At 64.4% G+C, this 20,674-nt stretch carries 19 protein-coding genes and 2 tRNA genes; 16 read left to right on the top strand and 5 right to left on the bottom strand.

The features are described from left to right. Nucleotides 1–184 precede the first annotated feature (184 nt). The 9 genes from L0G76_RS06680 to L0G76_RS06640 all read left to right on the top strand — a co-directional run bounded on the left by L0G76_RS06680 (nucleotide 185) and on the right by L0G76_RS06640 (nucleotide 7,893). Nucleotides 185–823 carry a GNAT family N-acetyltransferase gene (locus tag L0G76_RS06680; RefSeq protein WP_304356520.1) on the top strand — a complete coding sequence of 213 codons (639 nt, stop codon included), beginning with the start codon at nucleotides 185–187 and terminating at the stop codon, nucleotides 821–823. Between the two features lie 92 nt (nucleotides 824–915). Then, nucleotides 916–3,123 carry a prolyl oligopeptidase family serine peptidase gene (locus L0G76_RS06675; protein WP_304356519.1) on the top strand — a complete coding sequence of 736 codons (2,208 nt, stop codon included), beginning with the start codon at nucleotides 916–918 and terminating at the stop codon, nucleotides 3,121–3,123. A 46-nt stretch (nucleotides 3,124–3,169) separates the two neighbouring features. Beyond that, a complete protein-coding gene (gene lplB, locus L0G76_RS06670) occupies nucleotides 3,170–4,258 on the top strand; it encodes a lipoate-protein ligase small subunit (protein WP_304356518.1) in 1,089 nt (362 codons plus the stop codon). After that, nucleotides 4,255–4,761, top strand: a complete 507-nt coding sequence (locus L0G76_RS06665) for a hypothetical protein (protein ID WP_304356517.1) — start codon at nucleotides 4,255–4,257, stop codon at nucleotides 4,759–4,761. The genes lplB and L0G76_RS06665 overlap by 4 nt, the downstream gene beginning before the upstream one ends. Next, nucleotides 4,758–5,555 (top strand): Type 1 glutamine amidotransferase-like domain-containing protein, encoded by a 798-nt coding sequence (locus L0G76_RS06660; RefSeq protein ID WP_304356516.1) that lies wholly within the window; start codon nucleotides 4,758–4,760, stop codon nucleotides 5,553–5,555. Before L0G76_RS06665 ends, L0G76_RS06660 begins: the two co-directional genes overlap by 4 nt. A gap of 16 nt (nucleotides 5,556–5,571) precedes the next feature. Further along, nucleotides 5,572–5,985: a hypothetical protein gene (locus L0G76_RS06655; protein ID WP_304356515.1), complete on the top strand. Its 414-nt coding sequence runs from the start codon at nucleotides 5,572–5,574 to the stop codon at nucleotides 5,983–5,985. 100 nt (nucleotides 5,986–6,085) lie between these two features. Next, nucleotides 6,086–6,871, top strand: a complete 786-nt coding sequence (thyX, locus tag L0G76_RS06650; protein ID WP_304356514.1) for an FAD-dependent thymidylate synthase — start codon at nucleotides 6,086–6,088, stop codon at nucleotides 6,869–6,871. Nucleotide 6,872: 1 nt separating this feature from the next. After that, complete coding sequence (locus L0G76_RS06645; RefSeq protein WP_304356513.1) at nucleotides 6,873–7,451, top strand: maltokinase N-terminal cap-like domain-containing protein; 579 nt, start codon at nucleotides 6,873–6,875, stop codon at nucleotides 7,449–7,451. 7 nt (nucleotides 7,452–7,458) lie between these two features. After that, nucleotides 7,459–7,893, top strand: coding sequence for an HIT family protein (locus L0G76_RS06640; RefSeq protein WP_304356512.1), 435 nt, complete (start codon nucleotides 7,459–7,461; stop codon nucleotides 7,891–7,893). A gap of 9 nt (nucleotides 7,894–7,902) precedes the next feature. Here the strand turns inward: L0G76_RS06640 and L0G76_RS06635 are convergent, their stop codons facing one another. The 3 genes from L0G76_RS06635 to L0G76_RS06625 all read right to left on the bottom strand — a co-directional run bounded on the left by L0G76_RS06635 (nucleotide 7,903) and on the right by L0G76_RS06625 (nucleotide 12,879). Beyond that, nucleotides 7,903–8,976 carry an alcohol dehydrogenase catalytic domain-containing protein gene (locus L0G76_RS06635; RefSeq protein ID WP_304356511.1) on the bottom strand — a complete coding sequence of 358 codons (1,074 nt, stop codon included), beginning with the start codon at nucleotides 8,974–8,976 and terminating at the stop codon, nucleotides 7,903–7,905. Between the two features lie 67 nt (nucleotides 8,977–9,043). Beyond that, nucleotides 9,044–10,021, bottom strand: coding sequence for a 3-methyladenine DNA glycosylase (locus L0G76_RS06630; protein WP_304356510.1), 978 nt, complete (start codon nucleotides 10,019–10,021; stop codon nucleotides 9,044–9,046). After that, nucleotides 10,018–12,879 (bottom strand): ATP-dependent RNA helicase, encoded by a 2,862-nt coding sequence (locus L0G76_RS06625; RefSeq protein WP_304356509.1) that lies wholly within the window; start codon nucleotides 12,877–12,879, stop codon nucleotides 10,018–10,020. Before L0G76_RS06625 ends, L0G76_RS06630 begins: the two co-directional genes overlap by 4 nt. A 73-nt stretch (nucleotides 12,880–12,952) precedes the next feature. Between L0G76_RS06625 and L0G76_RS06620 the strand changes: the two genes are divergently transcribed. The 5 genes from L0G76_RS06620 to L0G76_RS06600 all read left to right on the top strand — a co-directional run bounded on the left by L0G76_RS06620 (nucleotide 12,953) and on the right by L0G76_RS06600 (nucleotide 16,927). Then, nucleotides 12,953–13,759 carry a fumarylacetoacetate hydrolase family protein gene (locus L0G76_RS06620; RefSeq protein WP_304356508.1) on the top strand — a complete coding sequence of 269 codons (807 nt, stop codon included), beginning with the start codon at nucleotides 12,953–12,955 and terminating at the stop codon, nucleotides 13,757–13,759. A 91-nt stretch (nucleotides 13,760–13,850) separates the two neighbouring features. Then, entirely contained in the window at nucleotides 13,851–15,317 is a 1,467-nt protein-coding gene (gltX, locus tag L0G76_RS06615; protein ID WP_304356507.1) for a glutamate--tRNA ligase, read from the top strand. Further along, a complete protein-coding gene (locus tag L0G76_RS06610) occupies nucleotides 15,314–16,600 on the top strand; it encodes an alpha/beta fold hydrolase (protein WP_304356506.1) in 1,287 nt (428 codons plus the stop codon). Before gltX ends, L0G76_RS06610 begins: the two co-directional genes overlap by 4 nt. A 145-nt stretch (nucleotides 16,601–16,745) precedes the next feature. Then, nucleotides 16,746–16,817 (top strand) — tRNA-Gln (locus tag L0G76_RS06605). Between the two features lie 37 nt (nucleotides 16,818–16,854). After that, nucleotides 16,855–16,927 (top strand) — tRNA-Glu (locus L0G76_RS06600). A gap of 215 nt (nucleotides 16,928–17,142) precedes the next feature. On the opposite strand, the gene L0G76_RS06595 is transcribed toward L0G76_RS06600, so the two are convergent. Together L0G76_RS06595 and L0G76_RS06590 are read right to left on the bottom strand one after the other, a co-directional pair. Further along, nucleotides 17,143–17,988: a DUF4282 domain-containing protein gene (locus L0G76_RS06595; protein WP_304356505.1), complete on the bottom strand. Its 846-nt coding sequence runs from the start codon at nucleotides 17,986–17,988 to the stop codon at nucleotides 17,143–17,145. Nucleotides 17,989–18,074: 86 nt separating this feature from the next. Continuing rightward, nucleotides 18,075–19,031 carry an aldose 1-epimerase family protein gene (locus tag L0G76_RS06590; protein WP_304356504.1) on the bottom strand — a complete coding sequence of 319 codons (957 nt, stop codon included), beginning with the start codon at nucleotides 19,029–19,031 and terminating at the stop codon, nucleotides 18,075–18,077. Nucleotides 19,032–19,211: 180 nt separating this feature from the next. Between L0G76_RS06590 and galT the strand changes: the two genes are divergently transcribed. Continuing rightward, a complete protein-coding gene (gene galT / locus L0G76_RS06585; RefSeq protein ID WP_304356503.1) occupies nucleotides 19,212–20,348 on the top strand; it encodes a galactose-1-phosphate uridylyltransferase in 1,137 nt (378 codons plus the stop codon). Next, nucleotides 20,345–20,674 (top strand): galactokinase family protein (locus tag L0G76_RS06580; protein ID WP_304356502.1); only part of this gene is annotated, 330 nt, incomplete at its 3' end. The genes galT and L0G76_RS06580, both read left to right, overlap by 4 nt.

Here is a 20,674-nt window from a genome sequence, read left to right as displayed (position 1 = left end):
CTGAGCCTGGTGGAGCAACTGGCCGAATTCGCCTCCGCAGAATGATGCCCGCAGCAGCGCCGAGTCCAACCGTGCCAGGCGCGGCAGCAGGCAACTCCTCAGCCAAGCAGTCGTTCCTCGGCCCAGAAGCGAGAATTCTGCCAGAGTTCAATTGCCCGACTTCCGGAGTCGTTATGGTGGGAACATGGATGATCATGCCGAGCTTGAGGTTCTCGGAGCTTCGCCCGTAAAGCTCAATGTTGAACTTGTGTGGGGCATACCGGGCGGTCTGGGGCAGAGCTGGGAACCCATAGGCTCAGCAAGTGGAATCCCTGGAGTGCTGCCCCCGCCTCATGAGGTTGAGGAGCTCTATGCCGCTGCAGCGGCAGAGCCGCCCTTGAACGAGGATCCGAAGCACGCGGCACTGTTCGGGAGACTCTACGACCTCTCGGTCCGAAACGGTCAGGTCCTCATCGCAGCGGCGCGTTTCGATGGGCGCCTGAGATCAATCGCCTACGGCCATTTCTGGTCCTGGGCGGAACAGGATCACGACTGGGCCGATGAACTGGCCTCCACACTCGGAGACGCCGCTGCGAGACTCGAATGGTCGTTCGCCCTCAACCTTGTGGCTCGTGATCCCCATCTGCGCAGTTCCGGGCTCGGACGGACCACGCTCCAGACATGGCTGGCCGGCATCAGCGGATACAGCTGTTGGCTCCAGACCAACGACATCGACAGCCCCGCCCGCCGCCTCTACGAAAGCCTCGGCTTCTTCGCACTCGGTCATGGGCCCCAAGCGCCCAACGGTCAACCAGGACTCGTCATGTTCAGAGCGGCGGCCTGATTCGAACCGCTGGGGTCGAACCACTGTGCAGGGGAGTGCGATCACGCGGTTCCACGCGATCATGAGAAACCAGTGATCATTAGGATGGTGGCATGCGCAACGAAGCTCCGGCAGACAAACAGACCATCGACACCTCCAGCCCAGCCATGGCACCGCAGGATGCCGCACCCATGCCTCATGATGAGAATCTGTGGCTCGAAGACATCCATGGCGATGACCAGATGGCCTGGGTCAAGGAGCAGAACGCGAAGACCATCGCCAGGTTCCAGGACGATCTGTTCGACTCCATCGCCGGTGATATTCGCACTGCCCTGGACTCCGAGGGCAAGATCCCGATGGTGGCCAAACGCGGTGATCACTACTTCAACTTCTGGCGCGACACCACGAACCCCAAAGGCATGTGGCGGCGAACCACCTGGGACAGCTATGTCTCCGATTCCCCCGAGTGGGAGGTCCTCATCGACCTCGACGCGCTCGGCACCGCGGAAGCAACACCCTGGGTGTGGGCCGGAGCATCGGTGCGTCGTTCGGACAACTCACGTGCGCTCGTCTCGCTGTCGCCCGATGGCGGGGACGCCCACAGAGTGCGCGAATTCGACCTGACCACCAAATCCTTCGTTGCCGGCGGCTTCGACCTCCCAACGGCGAAGACCCGCTTTGCCTGGCTCGACGATGACACGATCATCGTCGCCACCGAGACTGACGAGGACTCTCTGACCACCTCGTCCTATCCGCGTCAGGCACGAGTACTCTCGCGTGGGCAGGCCATTGCCGATGCCCCGATAGTCGCCGAGGTGCCACGCGATCACGTCGCCATCTTCGTCGGCAGCGAGGTGGGACCGGCAGACGCCGATTCCACCGACAGGGTCTTCGCCATCGATGCCATCGACTTCTTCAATTCGCGGCCCAGCTTCATCGACCTCGAGCTGGTCACCGAGGAATCCGGGTCGGTGACCACCGACGCCTCGGCGTGGGAGAGCAGATGGACCGTCGTCGATGTGCCGACCGACGTGGAAGTCGGATTCGACAGGGACTTCGTGCTCTTCCGCCCTCAATCCGACTGGAATCACGAGGATTTCTCGGTTCCCGCCGGTGGTTTGGCCATTGCCGACATCGCCGAGGTGCGGGCCGGAACAATCGCACCGACCGTCATCTTCACCCCCGACGCTCACACCGCCCTGCAGTCGTGGACATGGACGCGGGACTACCTGGTCCTCGAGCTGCTGGCTGATGTGCAGTCTCAGCTGGTCGTTCTCGACCCGAACGATCATTTCTCATCGTCTCGGCTGCCCGGAGTCGCGGCCAATCACATGGTCGGGTTGGGAGCAGTCGACAGACACGATGATGCGACCGCCAACGACTATTGGCTGGTGAGCACCGGCTTCCTGACTCCATCGACCCTGGCGTACGGGCGTTTGGAGCCGTCGGAAGGCTGCGCCACCCCCGAAATCATCAAAACGGCACCAGCGCTCTTTGCCAGCGAAGGCTTCTCGGTCGAACAGCACTTCGCCACCAGCGAAGACGGAACCAAGGTTCCCTACTTCCAGATCGCCGAGAGCGGGCTGGTGCTCGATGGGAGCAATCCGACCCTCCTGGACGGGTACGGTGGATTCGAAGTCAGCCGGTCTCCGGTGTACTCCCCGGTCATGGGCATCGGATGGTTGGGGCGCACGACGATTCCCGCCGGACGGCGCGGGGTCTATGTCCTTGCCAACATCCGCGGCGGTGGAGAGTACGGGCCACGGTGGCACACCTCGGCGATGCGAGAGAACCGGATGCGGGCCTATGAGGACTATGCTGCCGTTGCCAGGGATCTCATCGAACGTGGGGTGACGAGCCCGAAGAGTCTGGCCTGCGCCGGCGGCTCGAACGGGGGACTGCTGGTCGGGAACATGCTCACACAGCACCCTGAACTCTTCGGCGCGATCTCGTGCGGAGTTCCTCTCTTGGATATGCGCCGCTACACCAAACTCAGCGCCGGCTATTCGTGGAAGGCCGAGTACGGCGACCCAGATGTGGCCGAAGACTGGACATTCATCCGGAAGTTCTCGCCCTATCACCTGCTGGAAGCAGGCGTGGACTATCCACCTGTACTGTTCTGGACGGCGACCTCTGATGATCGTGTCGGGCCGGTCCAGGCTCGCAAGATGGCTGCTCGGATGCAGGATCGCGGCATCGACGATGTGTGGTTCTTCGAAGACACCGAGGGCGGGCATTCGGCGGCCTCGGACAACAAGCAGGCTGCGTTCACCCGGGCCCTGAGCTACCGCTTCCTGTGGAACTCGCTGACCGGTGAGTGAGCAAGTTCATAGCTTCTGAGCAGAGCCTGAGAGTAGGTTTGGAAACATGACGAACGATATGCACGAACCCCAGCGCTTTCACGCCGAATACAAGGTCATCGGCGGCAAACTCGTGGTCGCCGATGTGGAAACCGATGGGAAGACCATCACCGAGGTCAAGATCTCCGGCGACTTCTTCCTCGAACCCGAAGAAGCCTATTTCGACCTCGCCCCCGCACTCGTCGGAGCCAGCGTCACCGCGGACAACGCGAACCTGCGCCAACGCCTTGACGACGTACTTGCCGGGTACGGCTCGGAACTGGCGATGCACGGATTCTCCACTTCTGACATCGCAACGGTCGTCAGGCGTGCTCTGGGATCGGCAGCGAACTTCACCGACTTCGATTGGCAAGTCATCCGCGGCGAGGTCCTGCCCACACAGGTCAATGTCGCCCTCGACCAGGTGCTGCTGGACGAGGTCGCAGCAGGACGTCGGAAACCGACGCTGCGGTTCTGGGAATGGGACGACACCGCCACGGTCATCGGAGCCTTCCAGTCCTACGCCAACGAACTCCGTCCGGAAGGCGTCGAGAAGTACGGGGTGCAGGTCGTGCGCCGCATCTCCGGTGGGGGAGCGATGTTCATGGAAGGCGGGAACTGCATCACCTACTCGATGTTCGTCCCACCCGCGCTGGTCGCCGGCCTCGACTATGAGGAGTCCTATGTCTTCCTCGACCAATGGGTGCTGGCAGCTCTGAAGCGCCTGGGCGTCGAAGCTTTCTACAAACCGATCAACGACATCTCCTCGACCGGCGGCAAGATCGGCGGTGCGGCACAGAAGCGGATGCGGGATGGAACCCTGCTCCATCATGCGACGATGAGCTACGACATCGACGCCGACAAGATGATCGAAGTCCTGCGCATCGGTGAGGCGAAGATCTCCGACAAGGGCGTCGCCAGCGCCAAGAAGCGCGTCGACCCCCTGCGCAGCCAGACAGGCGAGGCCCGCAAAGACATCATCGACGTCATGGCCGACACATTCGCGAACAGATACGGCGCCAGCTTCGACACCTTCACCGAAGACGAACTGGACAAGGCACATACCCTCGTTGCCGAGAAGTTCGGAACCGAGAAATGGACGCACCGGGTGCCGTGAGCAAGCCTGAAAACGATCAAGGTCCGTGGTGGGAGGCCCAAGCCTGGGCCCTGACAGCCGAGGCGGATCGAAAAGCGGATCGAAAACGGCGTCGTGAAGGAACCACCCTGATCATCGGTTCTGCGGTGTTCGTGCTGGTGTCGGTATTGTGCTTGTTCGTCGACCAGCTCATGCTCATCGGACTGGTCTGCCTGGTCTTCTTCGGCGGATGCCTCCTAGCCGGGATCATGATGCGAGGCGATCCGGATTCGCAGACCACGCTCGTGCCGTCGCTGTGCGCCTCAGTGATCATGGGCCTCGGGTGTGGCCTGATTTTTGTCTTGGCCCTCATGGCCGTGGTGGTCTACGGGGCCAGCGTCAACCAGATCGCGGTGCTCGTCGTCGCCGCTGTCGGATTCGTCTTCTTCGGAATCGGCGGGATTGTGGCATTGGTCTGGAGACATCGGCGACGCCGAACACAGCTGCAGAATGAGCGACCTCATCGGCAGGGCCGACGACCATGAGCGCGGCAGAGGCACAATCCACGATCGTTGCTCTCGGCGGTGGCGGGTTCTCCATGTCTGAGACAGGGGAATCAGCCATCGATGACTGCCTGCTCCAGATGGCGAGCGGTGTGCGAGCCAAACGCCGGACAGGAGCTCACCATCGCCGAGGCGGTGGTGACCTTCCGCGCGTGTGCTTCGTCCCGACGGCATCGGGTGACGACCCCGACTACATTCGACGCTTTGAGACTGCGTTCGACGGACGGGCCGAGACTCATGTGCTCTCACTGTTCGGTCAGAGTCCTTGGGATTACGAGGACCCGCAGATGATTCTTGACATGGATCTCATCTATGTCGGCGGCGGATCCACCGCCAACCTGCTGACTCTGTGGCGTCGACACGGCGTGGACGACATCATGCACAGGGCAGCGAGCGACGGTACGATCCTTGCCGGAGTCAGCGCCGGAGCCAACTGCTGGTTCGAGGCGTCATCGACCGACTCGTTCGGTTCGCTGGCTCCCCTGGACGAGGGTCTCGGAATCATCCCCGGCAGCGCCTGCCCGCACTATCACGGTGAGCCCGGCCGGGCCGAGACGTTCCGAACCTGGATCGGGACCGGACAGCTGCCGGGACCAGGACTGGCCATCGACGACCATGCCGCCGTCGTCTTCGAGGACGCTGAGGCCACCTCGGTGATGGTGGAAAGAGGTGGAGCCAACGCCTACCTCGTCGACGCCTGGAGAGAAACGAGGCTCGGCACGAATGACGCAGCCGACACTCTGCCTCGCCACCTCCCCAAACGGGTGCTGCAATGAACGACCAGGTGCTGCAATGAACGACGACGAGCTGCAGGCGATCTTCACTCGCGCGTACCGAAAGCAACGACGGGACGCGAAGGTGCTCATCCTCGTCTCCGCCCTGTTCGTCATCGTAGGGCTGATCATGCTCATCGGTGCGGGCCAGATCATCGGTCTTTTCGTCACTGTGTTCTTCGCCGCTGGAATCATCGCCGGCATCATGCAGCTGATCGGCACGAATACGAGGCTCGCACTTCTGCTGGGCATCATCGGTGCACTGCTGTTTGCCGCAGCCTGTGCGATCCTCCTCGTGCTGACGCTGACGGGTGTCATCGTCGACGCGCCCGGACGTTCGCAGATCGTCGCCACGATCGCCGCGGTCGTCGGTCTCGGGTTCTTCGGCGGCGGATCAGTCGTCCTCCTCGTCCGCTTCCTTCGGAAGCGTTGATTGCACCTGCGCAAGCATTCCTCGCAGGCGGTCGACCACCTCGGCGATCTGATCTGTAGGATTGGGAATCAATCAAGCCATACCCTGCACAAGGAGAGCCATGCGCCAGGTCGAACCGTCAGTAGAACTGCTTGCCAAGCCCAGCATCGACTGGGATTCGATGAGGACATATCTCGATGAGGTGGGCGGATCTGACTGGGCGGATCGTGTCGAAGAGGCCGATTCTCCCGACGCCGAGGACATCGTCGAGTTCTCCGGACGCATGTGCTACCGCTCGTGGGAGCCTGGGCTGAACCCGAACGTGTCCCGCGTGCGCACGGATTCGTCCCAGTACCTGGGCAACGTCATCGCCTCCCAGCACGGTTCGGTGCTCGAACACGCGAACTTCACCTTCGTCCTCCACAACGTCTCACGGGTGCTCACCCACGAACTCATCCGCCACCGTGCCGGTTCCGCGTTCTCGCAGGAATCTCTGCGCTACGTGCGCCTGGCCGACATTCCGTTCTGGTTCCCCGAGTGGGCCCGTGAGGATTCGGAGCTCATGGAACGCTCCCTCAAGGTTCTCGACACCCTCGAGGAGCACCAGAAGTGGATGACCGAGCACTTCGAACTCGACGAAGCCAGCACGAAGTTCTCCCATAAGAAGCACATGACCTCGTTCATGCGCCGCTTCGCACCCGAGGGCCTGGCCACCGGGATCGTCTACACCGCCAACCTCCGCTCCCTGCGCCACGTCGTCGAGATGCGCACGGCCAAGGGCGCCGAAGAAGAGATCCGCCTCGTGTTCAATAAGATCGGGGAGGCCATGCTCCAAGAGGCCCCAGCGGTCTTCTCCGACTATGAAGTGGTCGACGGGGCATGGATCCCCGGGACCCGGAAGGCATGACATGGCTGACATCTTCAACGCCCAGATCAACCCCGGGAAACTCGAGATCGTCTCTGCCTGGCTGAGTAAGCAGGAGCGCTCGGCCGGGACCGATGTGACACCGGAGGCGCTGTCCCAGCTGAGCTCCTACCGGTTCGACGATCCCGCCGGCGAGGTGGGAGCAGAGATCCACATCGTCGCTTCAGGAGACCGCGTCTTCCAAGTGCCGCTGACCTACCGCGGGGAACCGCTGGCCGGCGCCGACGAGCACCTGATCTCGACCATGGAGCATTCCATCCTCGGCAAGCGCTGGGTCTACGCCGGGATGGGTGACCCTCTTTTCCGGCAGCGCCTCGACCACGCGATCGCCACTGCTGATAACTCGGCACGGCAGTATCGCGTCGACGATGACGGCAACAGGGGCGAAGAGATCACCGATGTCGCTCACGCCTGGGGTACGGGGCCGTTGCCCGGTGCCGAAGACGTCGAAATGCTGTATGAGCTCAGCCTCGATTCGCCCGCTGAAGGAAATGAAGCGGGACTGCTCTTGGGCCGCTGGCCGGGCCAGGACTCCCGAGTCGTCCTCGCCGTGATGGTGTGATGATCGGATGAGCAAGGACTGCCTGTTCTGCGGAATCGTCGCAGGTGATGTGCCGAGTGCGCCGGTCGCGGAGACGGAGACGACCGTCGCGTTCATGGACATCCAGCCGGGATCCGACGGGCATCTGCTCGTCGTCCCGAAACGGCACAGCACGGATCTGCGAGACATTCCTGCCGCCGATCTCGCGGACGTGGCGATCGAATCGCAGCGCATCGCCAAGCGTGTCTTCGACGTGTGGGGTGCCGACGGGGTCAACCTGCTCAACTCCTGCGGCAAAGACGCCTGGCAGTCGGTGTTCCACTTCCATATGCATGTCATCCCGCGCTACCGCGACACAACCAAGGACCGACTCAGGCTGCCGTTCGAACCCGGCGTGCGCGGTGAGGCAGAGCTGATCGAGGAGATGGCAGGCTCGATGAGGTCGGCCCTGGGGGCTGGCTGACCCGACGCATCACCGTCCCAGGTCGATGATGGTCATCCCCGAACCGGTGTTCGCGCCGAGGGCATCCATGGCTGCGGGAGCGTCCTCGAGGCCGATGACATTCGTGACCAGATCCTGCGGGCGCAGCTTGCCGTCGATGACCAGCTCGACCATCTCCGGATACGCGGCCGCGGCCATCCCATGGGAGCCGAGGACGCTGAGTTCGAGGCCGATGACGCGTGACATGTCGACGACCGGCGGTGTGGCCAGCAGACCGATCTGCACGTGACGGCCCAAGGGGGCCAGCGAGGCGATCGCGGCGGCGATCGTGTCCTCACGCCCCAGAGCGTCCACGCTCACGGCAACCCCGTCCACGCTCACGGCCACCCCGTCCGGGCATTGGTCCGAGGCCTGGGAGACCACCTCGGCGGCCAGAGCTCCGGGGCTCTTGCCCGCGGCGTTGACCGTGTGCGTCGCACCATGTTCGCGGGCCCGGTCGAGCGCGGCCTCGCTGACGTCGATCGCGACGACCTGCGCGCCGATGGCCCGGGCGATCATGATCGCCGACAGCCCCACCCCTCCGCAGCCGAACACGGCGACCGTCTCGCCCGCCTGGAGTTCGGCTCGCACCCGCAGACCGTGGAAGGCCGTGGCGAAGCGGCAGCCGAGTCCCACCATCGCCGAGGCGGGAAGCTCCTCAGGGACTGCGATCAGGTTGGCATCGGCGTTGTGGATGACGACCTGATCCGCCCAGGAACCGAAATGGGTGAACCCGGGCTGCGTCTGGTCCGGGCAGACCTGAGCGTTGCCGTCCAGGCACCAGCGGCAGCGACCGCAGCCGCACACGAAGGGCACGGTCACACGCTGGCCGGTGTGGAAGCTCGTGACCTTGTGCCCCGCCGAGGCGATGCGACCGACGAGCTCATGACCGGGCACATGGGGCAGCGTGATCGTCGAGTCGTGGCCCGACCAGGCATGATGGTCGCTGCGGCAGACGCCGGTGGCTTCGACGTCGATGACGACACCGGTTGCGGGAGTGGAGGGTGGCTCGATGTCTCTCAGCTGGGGGAGGACAGAGAACTCTTCATAGACGATTGCGCGCACACATTGATCCTATGCAGAGCCGTTCCTGCCGCACAGCGCGGTCCACACTGTGTGCTGCCCGACGGTTCTACCGGGCGTGGATCCCGACCGCAGCCAAGGCATCGAGGAGTCGCCGCCGCAGGGCCTGTGCCTGTTCGGAGAAGGCTTGCTGCCGTTGCATGTATTCGGCCTTGCCCTCGGCGGTTTCGATGGCGACGACACCGTAGCCCCAGCCGCGCAGATCGTAGGGCGAGGCCTCCATATCGAGGGTGCGGATGTCCAGAGCCAGATCGAAGCAGTCGACGACGAGGTCGGAGGAGGCGACGGGTCCGACCTTCATCGCCCATTTGTAGAGGTCCATTCCCGCATGCAGGCAGCCGGGCTGCTCAGTGGCCACCATGTCTTCACGGGTCGGCTGGAGGGTGTTGCGTGGGCGTGCGGGTGCGGTGAAGAAACGGAACGCATCATGGTGGGAGCACTGGATTCGGTGGCCCTCGACGACGGCATCGGTGGCTTCATGGCTGAGACGCAACGGCACCTGCTGGTGGCGGCGCTGCTCCTCGCTGAGCTTGTAGACCATCGCCCATTCGTGGATGCCGAAGCACCCGAAGTTCGCCTCCCGATGCAGGGTCGACTGGAGCAGGGAGGCGATGAACTTCGCACCATCACCACGATCTCTGCGCCAGGACTCGATGTCCACCTCGGCGACCGTGCCCAATGAGCTGGTCGTGTACCAGCGCCGGTCGAAATAATTCCGGTCGGCCTCCGTGGCCAATTCGAGTCGCACGTCGGGACCCGGATTCCACTTGGCCAGCTGGCCGGCTTTGAACGGATAGTAGGTGAACAGGAAGTCCTCGACCGGATGCTTCTCGCCCTTGAGTCGGCGGGCGAGGTGCGCATCCGTTCTCATCGCGATCCTCGTGGCGTGATCATCACGCAGAGCGCGCCATGTGGGTGCGCTGATCGCGGCACCACCAGAACCTGCAGCCCCGGCGTCGTCAGCATCAGCACCGACAGCCCGGGGGCGGTCGGTGCGCTCAGCGGTCAGTGAGGCGGTGGGAGTCATCGCTTCATTGTCCCAGACCGCTTGGTCCCGCGCATCGGGGGTGCCGTGAGCGGGTCCTCGGGCCAGGGATGCTTCGGATACCGGCCTCTGTTCTCCGCTCTGACGTGTGAATACGCATTGGCCCAGAACGAAGCGAGGTCGCCGGTGACCGCCAACGGCCGGCGGGCGGGGGAGAGGAGGTGGATCACCACTGGGACTCGGCCATCGCACACCCGTGGAACCGTCTGCCAGCCGAAACACTCCTGAAGTTTGACCGCAAGGATGGGACTCGGCGCCTCAGTCGCCGTGCCGCCGTCGACCGACGCCGACTCACCCTCTGTGTCAGGCACAGACTCAGATGCCGACTCCGACTCCGACTCCGACTCCGCATGATCGGGGTCGGGGTAGTCGAGACGAATCCGTGAACCGCTGGGGACTTCAATGCTCACCGGCACCAGTTCGTCGAGTCGGGATGCCTGCGGCCAAGGCAGGAGAGTCCGCAGCGCAGAGACGAGATCGACCTTGCTCGGATCGGATCCTCTTGCGATGCGGTCCAGGGCGGCCGGGCACCATTCGGTCAGCGTCTGCGACAGCCGCGACCATCGCACATCCGGCCACGGCGGACCATAGATGGCGTGCAGCAGCCCCAGTCGGGACCGCAGCTCTTCGAATGTCTCGCTGGGCCGCAGAATCTCACGAGCGCCGCGCTGACGCACCGACGCCGCGATCGCCGAACGGGCCAGTTCTGCGCCGGCTTTGATCGGCGTAGCTGTGAGTTCGATGCCGCCGAGGCGGGTCCGCCGCACCGCGCGCACCTTCCCTTGGTCGAAGGTCGCAGTCTCCTCGGTCGCCATCAGCCCGGCGCCCGCGAGCTCTGCGGTGTCCTGATCGATGATCGCCGCGGCCCTGATCACGGCGCGTCCCCCGGAAAGCCCGACATCGGAGATCGCCAACCATGGACTGCCCTGCAAAGACGAGTTCCGCGGCAGCGACGCGGCCGTGCCGGAGGCCAGCAGGTATTCCGACGCCGAGGAATTGCGAAGCCGGCCGATCTGCAGCGGATGGGACAGGGCAACCACAAGCCCCAGATCAGCGGGGCGCAGAGAATCACCCCGAGCCGAACCGTGGGGAATCGACGCGTGGACCGCTGGTTCGCGCCAGGCTGAGTCGCGCCAGGCTGAGTCGCGCCCGGCTGAGCCCGGCGGATCAGAGAATTCCGCGGCCAATCCGGCGAAGCGCTTCACATCTTGGGCGAACCGACGGTCCTTGCTGCGCCGCAGCTCGCGCAGAGTGGCCACGAGATCGGCGCCAGGGGCACGCTGGTCGGATTCGATCACAGCGATCGCCTCGGCTGCCGCGGTCCGGGACAGCATTGCGGCTCCGTCGAAGAGACCGCGCGCCGACCACACGGAGGCCGGAATCCGGGCGATGGCCCGCCCCAACCGGGTGACTCGGATTGCGTCGTGCTTCACCGAGCTGCCGTCACCGCCCGAAGCATCCTCGGATTCTGCGAGCTCGATCGCCCCGAGCGCCACGAGATTGTCCACAGCCAGGCGGTGCGGGCCCTCCGGCATCGGATCCGGCAGCAGGTCCGTGTCGCCGCCCCACACGGCGAGGGTCAGGACCGCCGAGGTGAGATCGGAGGTCGCGATCTCCGCGGGCGTGTGCTCGGGCAGGCTCGCCCAATCGGGTTCGGACAGGCAGCGATAGACCGTGCCCGGACCCAACCGTGAGGCACGACCGGCACGCTGCGTTCCCGACGCCTTGGACTCGCGGGTCGTGACCAGCCCCGACATTCCACGGCGAGTGTCCAACCGAGGCCCCCTGGCCAGTCCCGAGTCGACGACGATGCTCACGCCGGGAACCGTCAGAGCCGACTCCGCGACCGAGGTCGACACGATCACGCGACGAAGGCCCACCTCGGCGGGATGCGGTCGCAGGATCGAATCCTGGTCCTGGGCAGGAGTGCGGCCGAGCAGAGTGTGGACCTCGGTCCCTGACCCGACGGGAAGGGACCGGGTGATCCGGGTGGCGATCTCCTCGACCTCTCGGGCGCCGGGAGCGAAGACGAGCACGTCCCCGCTGATGTGCGTCGACAGAGCTTCAACACTCGTTCGCGCCACATGATCGAGGAAGTCCCGGGTCACGCCGCGTGCGTCCAGAGGACGGTGCTTCGCCGGCGCCCACCTGACATCGAGGGGGTGGACCTTCGCTGCAACCGACAGCAGCTCTGCGGGTGACTCGGCGCCGTCTCCTGATCCCAACCGTCGTGCCCACATCGTGGCATCGAGAGTCGCCGACATGACGACGAGGCCAAGATCCTCACGCAGATCGACCAGCTCCCGGCACAGCGCGAAGGTCAGGTCGGTGTCGAGCTGTCGCTCGTGCACCTCGTCGAGGATGACAGCCGCGACACCGGCCAACTCAGGATCGCGCAGCAGCCGAGCCAACAGCACTCCCGTGGTCACGAACTCGATCCTCGTGCGCGCCGAGGTCCGCGACTCTCCGCGAACCGTGAACCCGATTGCCTCGCCGAGGCGGGTCCCGGTCAGCGTCGCCAGTCGCCTGGCCGCGGCCCGAGCGGCCATGCGTCGCGGCTGAGTGACGATGATCCGCCCCGCAGCGGCGGATGGATCAGCAGGCCCGAACAGGTGCTGGTCCGAATGGCCGGCCGAACGCCCGGTGAGGTTCCCGGCCAGATGCTCGGCGATGAGCGGCGGCACCAGGGTGGTCTTGCCGGTTCCGGGTGGGGCCTCGACGACCAGGCGGGGGAACCTGCCGACGGAAGAGTCCGCCAGCTGGTCGATGAGTGCCGCGGTCGGCAGTCCCGCGGCGATGGTCTCCAGGTCGAACGAGTGTGGCGGACGAGAATCGGGCATGTCCCAAGTGTCTCAGCCCAAGCGCAGAAAGCCCGTGTGCCAGTGGTCTCGCCGACTGACTAGACTGGGGCACATGCGTATTGCCAGATTTGTGCACCAGGATGAACCCAAATACGGAGTCGTCGAAGGCGACGTGCCGCAGATTGAGGACGGCACGTGGGACACGTCCGGTCTCAGCCTCGCCGTTCTCGACCAGGACCCGTTCTTCGCGCCAGCCCAGTCGACGGGGGAGCGGCTGAAGTTCGACGATGTTCGTCTCGTCAGCCCGATCCTGCCGCGGTCGAAGGTCATCGGCGTGGGACGCAACTTCGCCGACCATGCCGCCGAACTCGGCAATGAGGTGCCCGTCAGTCCGCTGACCTTCTTCAAACCCAACACCTCGGTGATCGGCCCCGGTGATCCGATCCGCCTGCCCGCCATCAGCGAACACGTCTCCTACGAGGCGGAGCTGGCCGTCATCATCGGCCGCGTCGCCAAGGGTGTGAAAGCAGAGAACGCCTACGACCATGTCCTCGGCTACACCGGCGGCAACGACGTGACCATGCGCGACATCCAGAAGTCCGACAAGCAGTGGTCACGGGCGAAGGGCTTCGACACGTCCTGCCCGCTGGGTCCGTGGATCGAAACGGAACTCGACGTCGACGACCTCGGCATCCGCTCCTGGGTCGACGGGGAGCTGAAGCAGGACGGCAATACCGCCGACTTCATCTTCGACATCCCGACCCTCATCGAACACCTGTCCGAGACCATCACCCTGCTGCCCGGTGACGTCATCCTCACCGGCACTCCCGCCGGCGTCGGTCAGATCGTGTCCGGCAACCGTGTCGACATCGCCATCGATGGGCTCGGAGTCCTCAGCAACACGGCCATGGACGCCTGAGACCGGCACCCCGCCGCCACCGCGCACGCCGCCACCGCGAACGCCCCCACCGCGCAGTACCGTCACACAACTCAAAGACCGAAGGAACACAGTGAGCGTCAAAGTTCGTTTCTGCCCATCGCCCACCGGCACCCCGCACGTCGGCATGGTCCGCACCGCCCTGTTCAACTGGGCGTATGCGAAGCACACCGGAGGTAAGTTCGTCTTCCGCATCGAAGACACCGACGCCGCCCGTGACACCGAGGAGAGCTTCGGTCAGGTCCTCGAGGCCATGAAGTGGCTCGGCCTCGACTGGGACGAAGGCATCGACGTGGGCGGACCCGACGGACCCTACCGCCAGTCCCAGCGCGGCGACATCTATGCAGGCGTGATCGAGAAGCTCAAGGCCGCCGGACACATCTACGAGTCCTACTCGACCAACGACGAGGTCGAGGCCCGACACAAGGCCGCAGGCCGCGACCCCAAGCTCGGCTACGACGGCTTCGATCGTGACCTCACCCCAGAGCAGATCGCCGGCTTCAGGGCCGAGGGGCGCGAACCGGTCTGGCGCGTGCGCATGCCCGCCGAGGATGTCACCTTCACCGACCTGGTGCGCGGAGAGATCACCTTCCGCGCCGGCACCATCCCCGACTACGTCGTCGTCCGTGCGAACGGGCAACCGCTGTACACCCTGGTCAACCCCGTCGACGATGCACTTATGGGCATCACCCATGTGCTGCGCGGCGAGGACCTGCTGTCCTCGACTCCTCGCCAGGTCGTGCTCTACGAAGCACTCAAGGACATCGGCGTCGCCGCCGCGACCCCCGAGTTCGGTCACCTGCCCTACGTGACGGGCGCCGGCAACAAGAAGCTGTCCAAGCGCGATCCGGAATCCAACCTGTTCCTCCACCGCGACAACGGGTTCATCCCCGAGGGCATGATCAACTACCTCGGTCTGCTCGGCTGGTCGATCGCCCCTGATCGGGACATATTCAGCGTCAAGGAGTTCGTCGACGCCTTCGACATCCACGATGTCCTGCCCAACCCCGCCCGCTTCGATGTGAAGAAGGCGACGTCGATCAACGCCGACCACATCCGGCTCCTCGAGGCTGACGACTTCCGTGATCGGCTGGTTCCCTATCTCCAGGCCGCCGAGGTGCTCCCGGAGCAGCCGTCGCAGGCTCAGCTGTCGATTCTCGACCAGGCGGCACCGTTGGTGCAGACGAGGATGAACCTCCTCGGCGAAGCACCCGACCTCCTGGCATTCCTCTTCACTCCCGATGCCGAGCTGACCATGGCCGAGGACGGACTGAAGACCCTGAAGGACTCCGCCCCCGAGGTGCTGGCGGCCTCGATCGAGGTCCTCGAGGGAGTCGAGGACTGGACGACGGACACACTGCACGAACGCCTGCAGTTCACACTGGTCACCGAAATGGAGATCAAACCGCGGCTGGCCTTCGGCCCCCTGCGCGTGGCCGTATCCGGACGCAAGGTCTCTCCACCTCTGTTCGAGTCGATGGAGATCCTCGGCAAGGATTCCTCGCTGACCCGCCTGCGGGCTCTGGCTGCCCAGCTGTGACTGCAGTCAACCAGTCGAACTGGACGCGCGGGGGACTGCACCTGAGGGATGTGACCGTCGACGTCCCCCTCGACCACTTCGGTGGGGGAGGGGCAGCCGCCTCGGCGAGCATCGAGGTCTTCGCCCGCATCATCGCCACCGAGGCGGAGAGCACGAAGCCCTCTCTCGTGTTCCTGCAGGGCGGTCCGGGTGCCGAAGCGCCCCGACCGACCACCCCCGTCGGCCAGTCCACCTGGCTGGCACGAGCACTCGAGGACTTCCAAGTCGTCATGCTCGACCAGCGGGGGACCGGGAAATCGAGTCCCATCGGCTCCGTGGACGGGCGCATCACCGGCCTTGACTGGGCAGGTGAGGCTCCCGCGGATATTGCTGCCGCGCTGCGCTGCTACCGTGCCGACTCGATCGTCGAAGACGCTGAGATCCTGCGCCAGGTTCTCGGCATCGACACCTGGTCGCTGCTGGGTCAGTCCTTCGGCGGGTTCACCGCCCTGCGCTACGTATCCGCACACTCCGAATCGCTGCACGAGGTCTACTTCACCGGCGGTCTGCCGGCCGTCGGCACTGACCCGGCCACCGTGTACGCCACGACGTGGGAGACCATGAAGCGCAAGTCGGCGCAGTTCTACCGGGCATTCCCCGGTGACCGTGACAAGCTCGCCCGCCTCGTCGACCTCGCCGAGGCCGAGGGCGGGATCACGCTCCCCGGCGGGGCGCGCGCCACGACGGAGCGCATTCGTCTCCTGGGGCACTACCTCGGGGCCTCCGACGGGCCCGAAAAACTCCACTACCTGCTGGACCTGGACCCCGCCTCGGCGGCCTTCCGTCATGACCTTGCGGCCGCACTGCCGTTCTCGGGTCGAAACCCGCTCTACGCAGTGGTCCACGAGTCCTGCTGGGCCGATGGTGCGCTCACCGATTGGGCCGCACGGCGGGCGATGCCGGCCGATGTCGCGGCTGATCCGACCCTGTTGGCCGGTGAGCATGCCGGACCCGAGTCGCTGACCGAGGACCCGGAGCTCGCGCCCTTCGCCGAGGTGGCGCAGTTCGTGGCACAGCACGAATGGCCCCGCCTCTATGATGCGGACGCGCTGCGGGCTTCAACCGTGCGCGGCGGCGCGGCGGTGTACTTCGAGGACGCCTATGTCCCTCCGGAGTACTCGTTGGCCACGGCGGAACTCCTCGATGGGGTGAAGCCGTGGGTGACGAACGAGTACGAGCACAACGGGCTGCGAGCCGACGGGTATCGGGTGTTCGATCGTCTCATCGCTCTGGCGCGAGAGTGATTTCCTCACCGCACCAGTGAAGTGCCGATGTTAAGAAGGTCACACAGAAAAAGGCCCTGCAGAATTTGTCGTGGAGCAGGGGGTTTGTGTAGAGTTATATCTCGTTGCTCAGGGAAATTCCTTCGGGAATGAGCCTGAAAAACATTGGGGTATGGTGTAATTGGCAGCACGAGTGTTTCTGGTACATTTAGTCTAGGTTCAAGTCCTGGTACCCCAGCGGACAGCTCTGGAGTATGACTCTGAGCTGTTTATCGGCCCCCGTCGTCTAGTGGCCTAGGACGCTGCCCTCTCAAGGCGGAAACGGCAGTTCGAACCTGCTCGGGGGTACGGTTGAGTCCTGCATCGATTTATCGGTGCGGGGCTCGCTCTAATTCACAGGGGTTTTTCCACGACCCCGGTCTCAACGGGTTAGCGGCACGAATCTCGACCCGCCCAGTCCGGGTTAGCGGCAGTCTGAGTTTCAGGGATCGCCTGTGAAGCCGGTCCCTGAAACTCAGAACCGCGATATCACCCGTGCCGATCATGACGGGTGCGGCGCAGGTTCAGCGTCCGAGGGAATCGGCGATCTTCTTCGTGTTCTCCGCAGTCTTGACGTTGGATACGAGAAGCTCGAGGGCCAGGCGGACGAAGATCACCCAGAGAGCGGGAATGATCCAGCCGAAGATGATCGCAAGCAGCAGAGGCCACGGGCTGAAGCTCGGGGCTTGGCCGAAGTAGGCAGATGCGCTGCCGGCGGCAGCGCCCGTGAGAATTCCGCCGATGATGGATCCCAGCCAGGACAGCACGGCCACGACGATGGCGATGATGTAGATGAATCCTGCCCACCGAACGGCGATGAAATTGTTGAAGCGGAAGTCGAAGAGCGACTTGAAGAAGCCGCTGTTGCTGCCGGCGCTGTGCTCTGGTGCAGGCTGTTGGTACGTGCCCACCGGAGGGTGCTGGGAGCCGGCGTAGTTGCCCTGGTCGTAGCCAGCGTAGTCAGAGGCCTGATAGTACTGGCCCTGCTGGGTTGGCTGTCCGTACTGATCCTGAGGGTAGTACTGACTCGTTTGAGCGTACTGGTTCTGCTGGTTGTACAGATCCGACCGATCGTACTGGTTCTGTTGGCCGTACGAATCCTGCTGGCCATAGGGGCCCTGCTGGTTGTACTGCTCGGCTTGGCTGTACTGCTCGGACGGGCTGAACTGTGAGCCTTGCCCGTACTGAGCGGAGCCGGCCGACTGTGCGGCCTCGGCCTGATCGCCGACAGGAGTGTCCTGCGCCTGATCGAAGTCCGGACCGGCCTGATCGGAGTCCGGGCCAACCTGATCGGTCGGCAGATTCTGCTTGTTCTCTGCGTCCGAGTTCTCTGCATCTGAACCGGAGTACGGGTTCTGTGGTGTCGACATAATCTTCCTTCGTGCGAGTTGAAGCCGATACTCGCAACTTATCAGGGCAAAATGTCTTTGCGCCCAGAATTGTCAGTGCAGAACTTTCAACGCAAGGCGATGGACCATTCCACACGGAGTTCACCCTCCGGGTCGATGACATCGTGCTCCGAACCGGTGGCGAAGGCGTTGGGCGGGCATGTCATCGGCTCGATGGCGATAGCTCGACGCCGGTGGTCATGGTCGAGCTCGTCGCCGGTGCAGATCTGCCAGGCCCGGAAGCTCTCATCCATGCCGATGATGACCGTCCTGTCGTCGGCACCTCTCAGCCGCACCCGCGACCACCCATCATCACCGCGCTGCGGAACTCCGAAGGCATCATCGAGCACGGTCGGGCCGAGGGTGCGCAGAGCACGGAAATCCTTGCAGAGGAGGCAGGATGCTTCATCAGGTCCGTGATCGGCGGGGATGAACGACCCTGTGTCGAATGGTCTGATCGCCCGGGGGAGGAGTCTGCTATCGGTCTCGAACCAGGTTTCGGCGGGGACGAGGAGTTGCGCCCGATCGACGCTTTCGGCCCCTGGGCGGATCCAGGGATGAAAGCCGAAACCGAAGGGAGCCGGATCCTGCCCGATGTTTCGTGCCAGGGCCACGACCCGGAGCTCGGCCGTGTCGGTGGGCTCACCCACGTCTTCACGCGCGATGAGGGAATATGTCACCTCGATCGACAGCGCAAAGGGGTACCCCGGTGAGTCGGTGATGTCGGTACTCAAGGTCACGGAGGCGTCGTCGCGCTTGCTCACCGCCCAGTGCGTTTCGGCGACGAGGCCATGCAGGGAAGTGCTGTGTGAGGTTTCGGTGATGGGCAGCTGGTGGGAGCGGCCGTTGAAGTCGTAGCGTCCATCCGCGATTCGGTTGGGCCACGGTGCCAGCACGGCCCCGTCGAAGGCGGACATCTGGGCGACGACAGGACGATCACCGACGGTGTAGTGAAGCAGAGCCGCACCGCGTGTGGACACGACCGCGTTGTCGTCGCCCAGGGTGAGCTCGATGAAATCGGTCATGCGACTCCTGCGCAATTGGTATGCGAATGTTCTGGTGTCTGAGAATTCTACGACACAACTGTGTTCGGCACCGATCTGATGTTAGCATTATGATCGAAAATGATCAGTTTTGGGAGGTCGGATGGGACGGCGTCGTATTTCTTCATTCTGCCGTCGAACCGTTGAATTCGCAGGCGTCCGTTGAGCACGCGCATCCGCAGGAACACGCTTGCCGACGGCAGAGAGATCCTCCTCTTCCAGGACGCCGATTCGCCGGCAGCGCCCCTTGTCGAGGACGACCGCCCCGTGGAGCCGCGTCCCACCGGCGGACAGCTGCGCTTCGATCTGCTCACCGGCGAGTGGGTGGCCGTGGCCACGCATCGTCAGTCGCGAACGCATCTTCCCGTCGCCGCCGAATGTCCCCTCTGCCCCTCGGAACCGGGACGACCTACCGAGATTCCCGTTGCCGACTACGACGTCGTGGTCTTCGAGAATCGCTTCCCTTCGCTGGGGCCTGCGCTTGGTGCGGTGACTGCCGATCCGAGGAGGCAATTCGCCGAGGTGGCCTCCGAGTCCGCGCTGACCGCCCCGGCACATGGGCGCTGTGAGGTCGTCGTCTTCTCTTCCGAGCACAACGGATCGTTCGCCGACTTGGACCCGGCGCGAGCACGCACTGTCATCGACGCCTGGGCGAACCGGACGAGCGAGCTCGCCGCACGAGAGGGGATCGAGCAGGTCTTCGTATTCGAGAACCGGGGTGAGGAGATCGGTGTGACAATGAACCACCCACACGGACAGATCTATGCTTATCCGTTCGTCACTCCACACACCGTGATCACCTCGGCCCGTGCGGTGCAGCATCAACGCGAGACAGGCAGGCCGCTGATGGGCGACGTCCTCGCCTTCGAGCGCAGCTCGGGGGAGCGGATGGTCCTCGAGTCCGCACATTTCTCTGCGTTCGTGCCATTCGCCGCCAGGTGGCCGATCGAAGTCCACATAGTCCCGCATCGGCAAGTGTTGGGGCTCGACGACCTCGACGACGCCGAACGCGATGACCTCGCGCGCATCTACCCCGAGGTGCTGCGAAGGATCGACGGCCTCTATTCGACTCCCACTCCATACATCGCGGCGTGGCATCAGGCACCGGTCAACTGTGAGGACCGATCGGCAGAGTGGATGCATCTGGAGATCACCAGCCCCAGGCGTGCCGAGAACAAGCTGAAGTTCCTCGCTGGATCCGAAGCGGCCATGGGCGCCTTCGTCGGCGACGTCTCCGCCGAGGAGACCGCGGCACGACTGCGCGTGGCGACGCCCGCGCACGAAGACGGTCGCCGATGAGTGCGGCCACCACTCCGAGGGGCCCATGCCTGGCCCGCGAGTTCGAAGCGATCTTCGGCTATCCGCCGCTCGAGAGCTTTCGTGCTCCCGGACGCGTCAATCTCATCGGCGAACACACCGACTACAACAACGGGTTGGTCCTGCCCATCGCCATCGACAGAGCTGTCTACGTGGCAATCGGCCGGCGCGCTCAGGGCCGCTCGGACGACCATGGCCGCTCGGACGACCAGGACCGTGGCTCGGACGACCAGGACCGCTCGGACGACCAGGGCCGTGGAACCGCGGCACCGGCTCGGCGCGAGGAGAGCATTCGGATCGTTTCCGAC

Source organism: Brevibacterium picturae (assembly GCF_030453725.1).
Classification (GTDB): Bacteria; Actinomycetota; Actinomycetes; order Actinomycetales; family Brevibacteriaceae; genus Brevibacterium; species Brevibacterium sandarakinum_A.
Note: the sequence above shows the minus strand (reverse complement) of the source record. Positions and strands in the feature narration are given on the sequence as shown.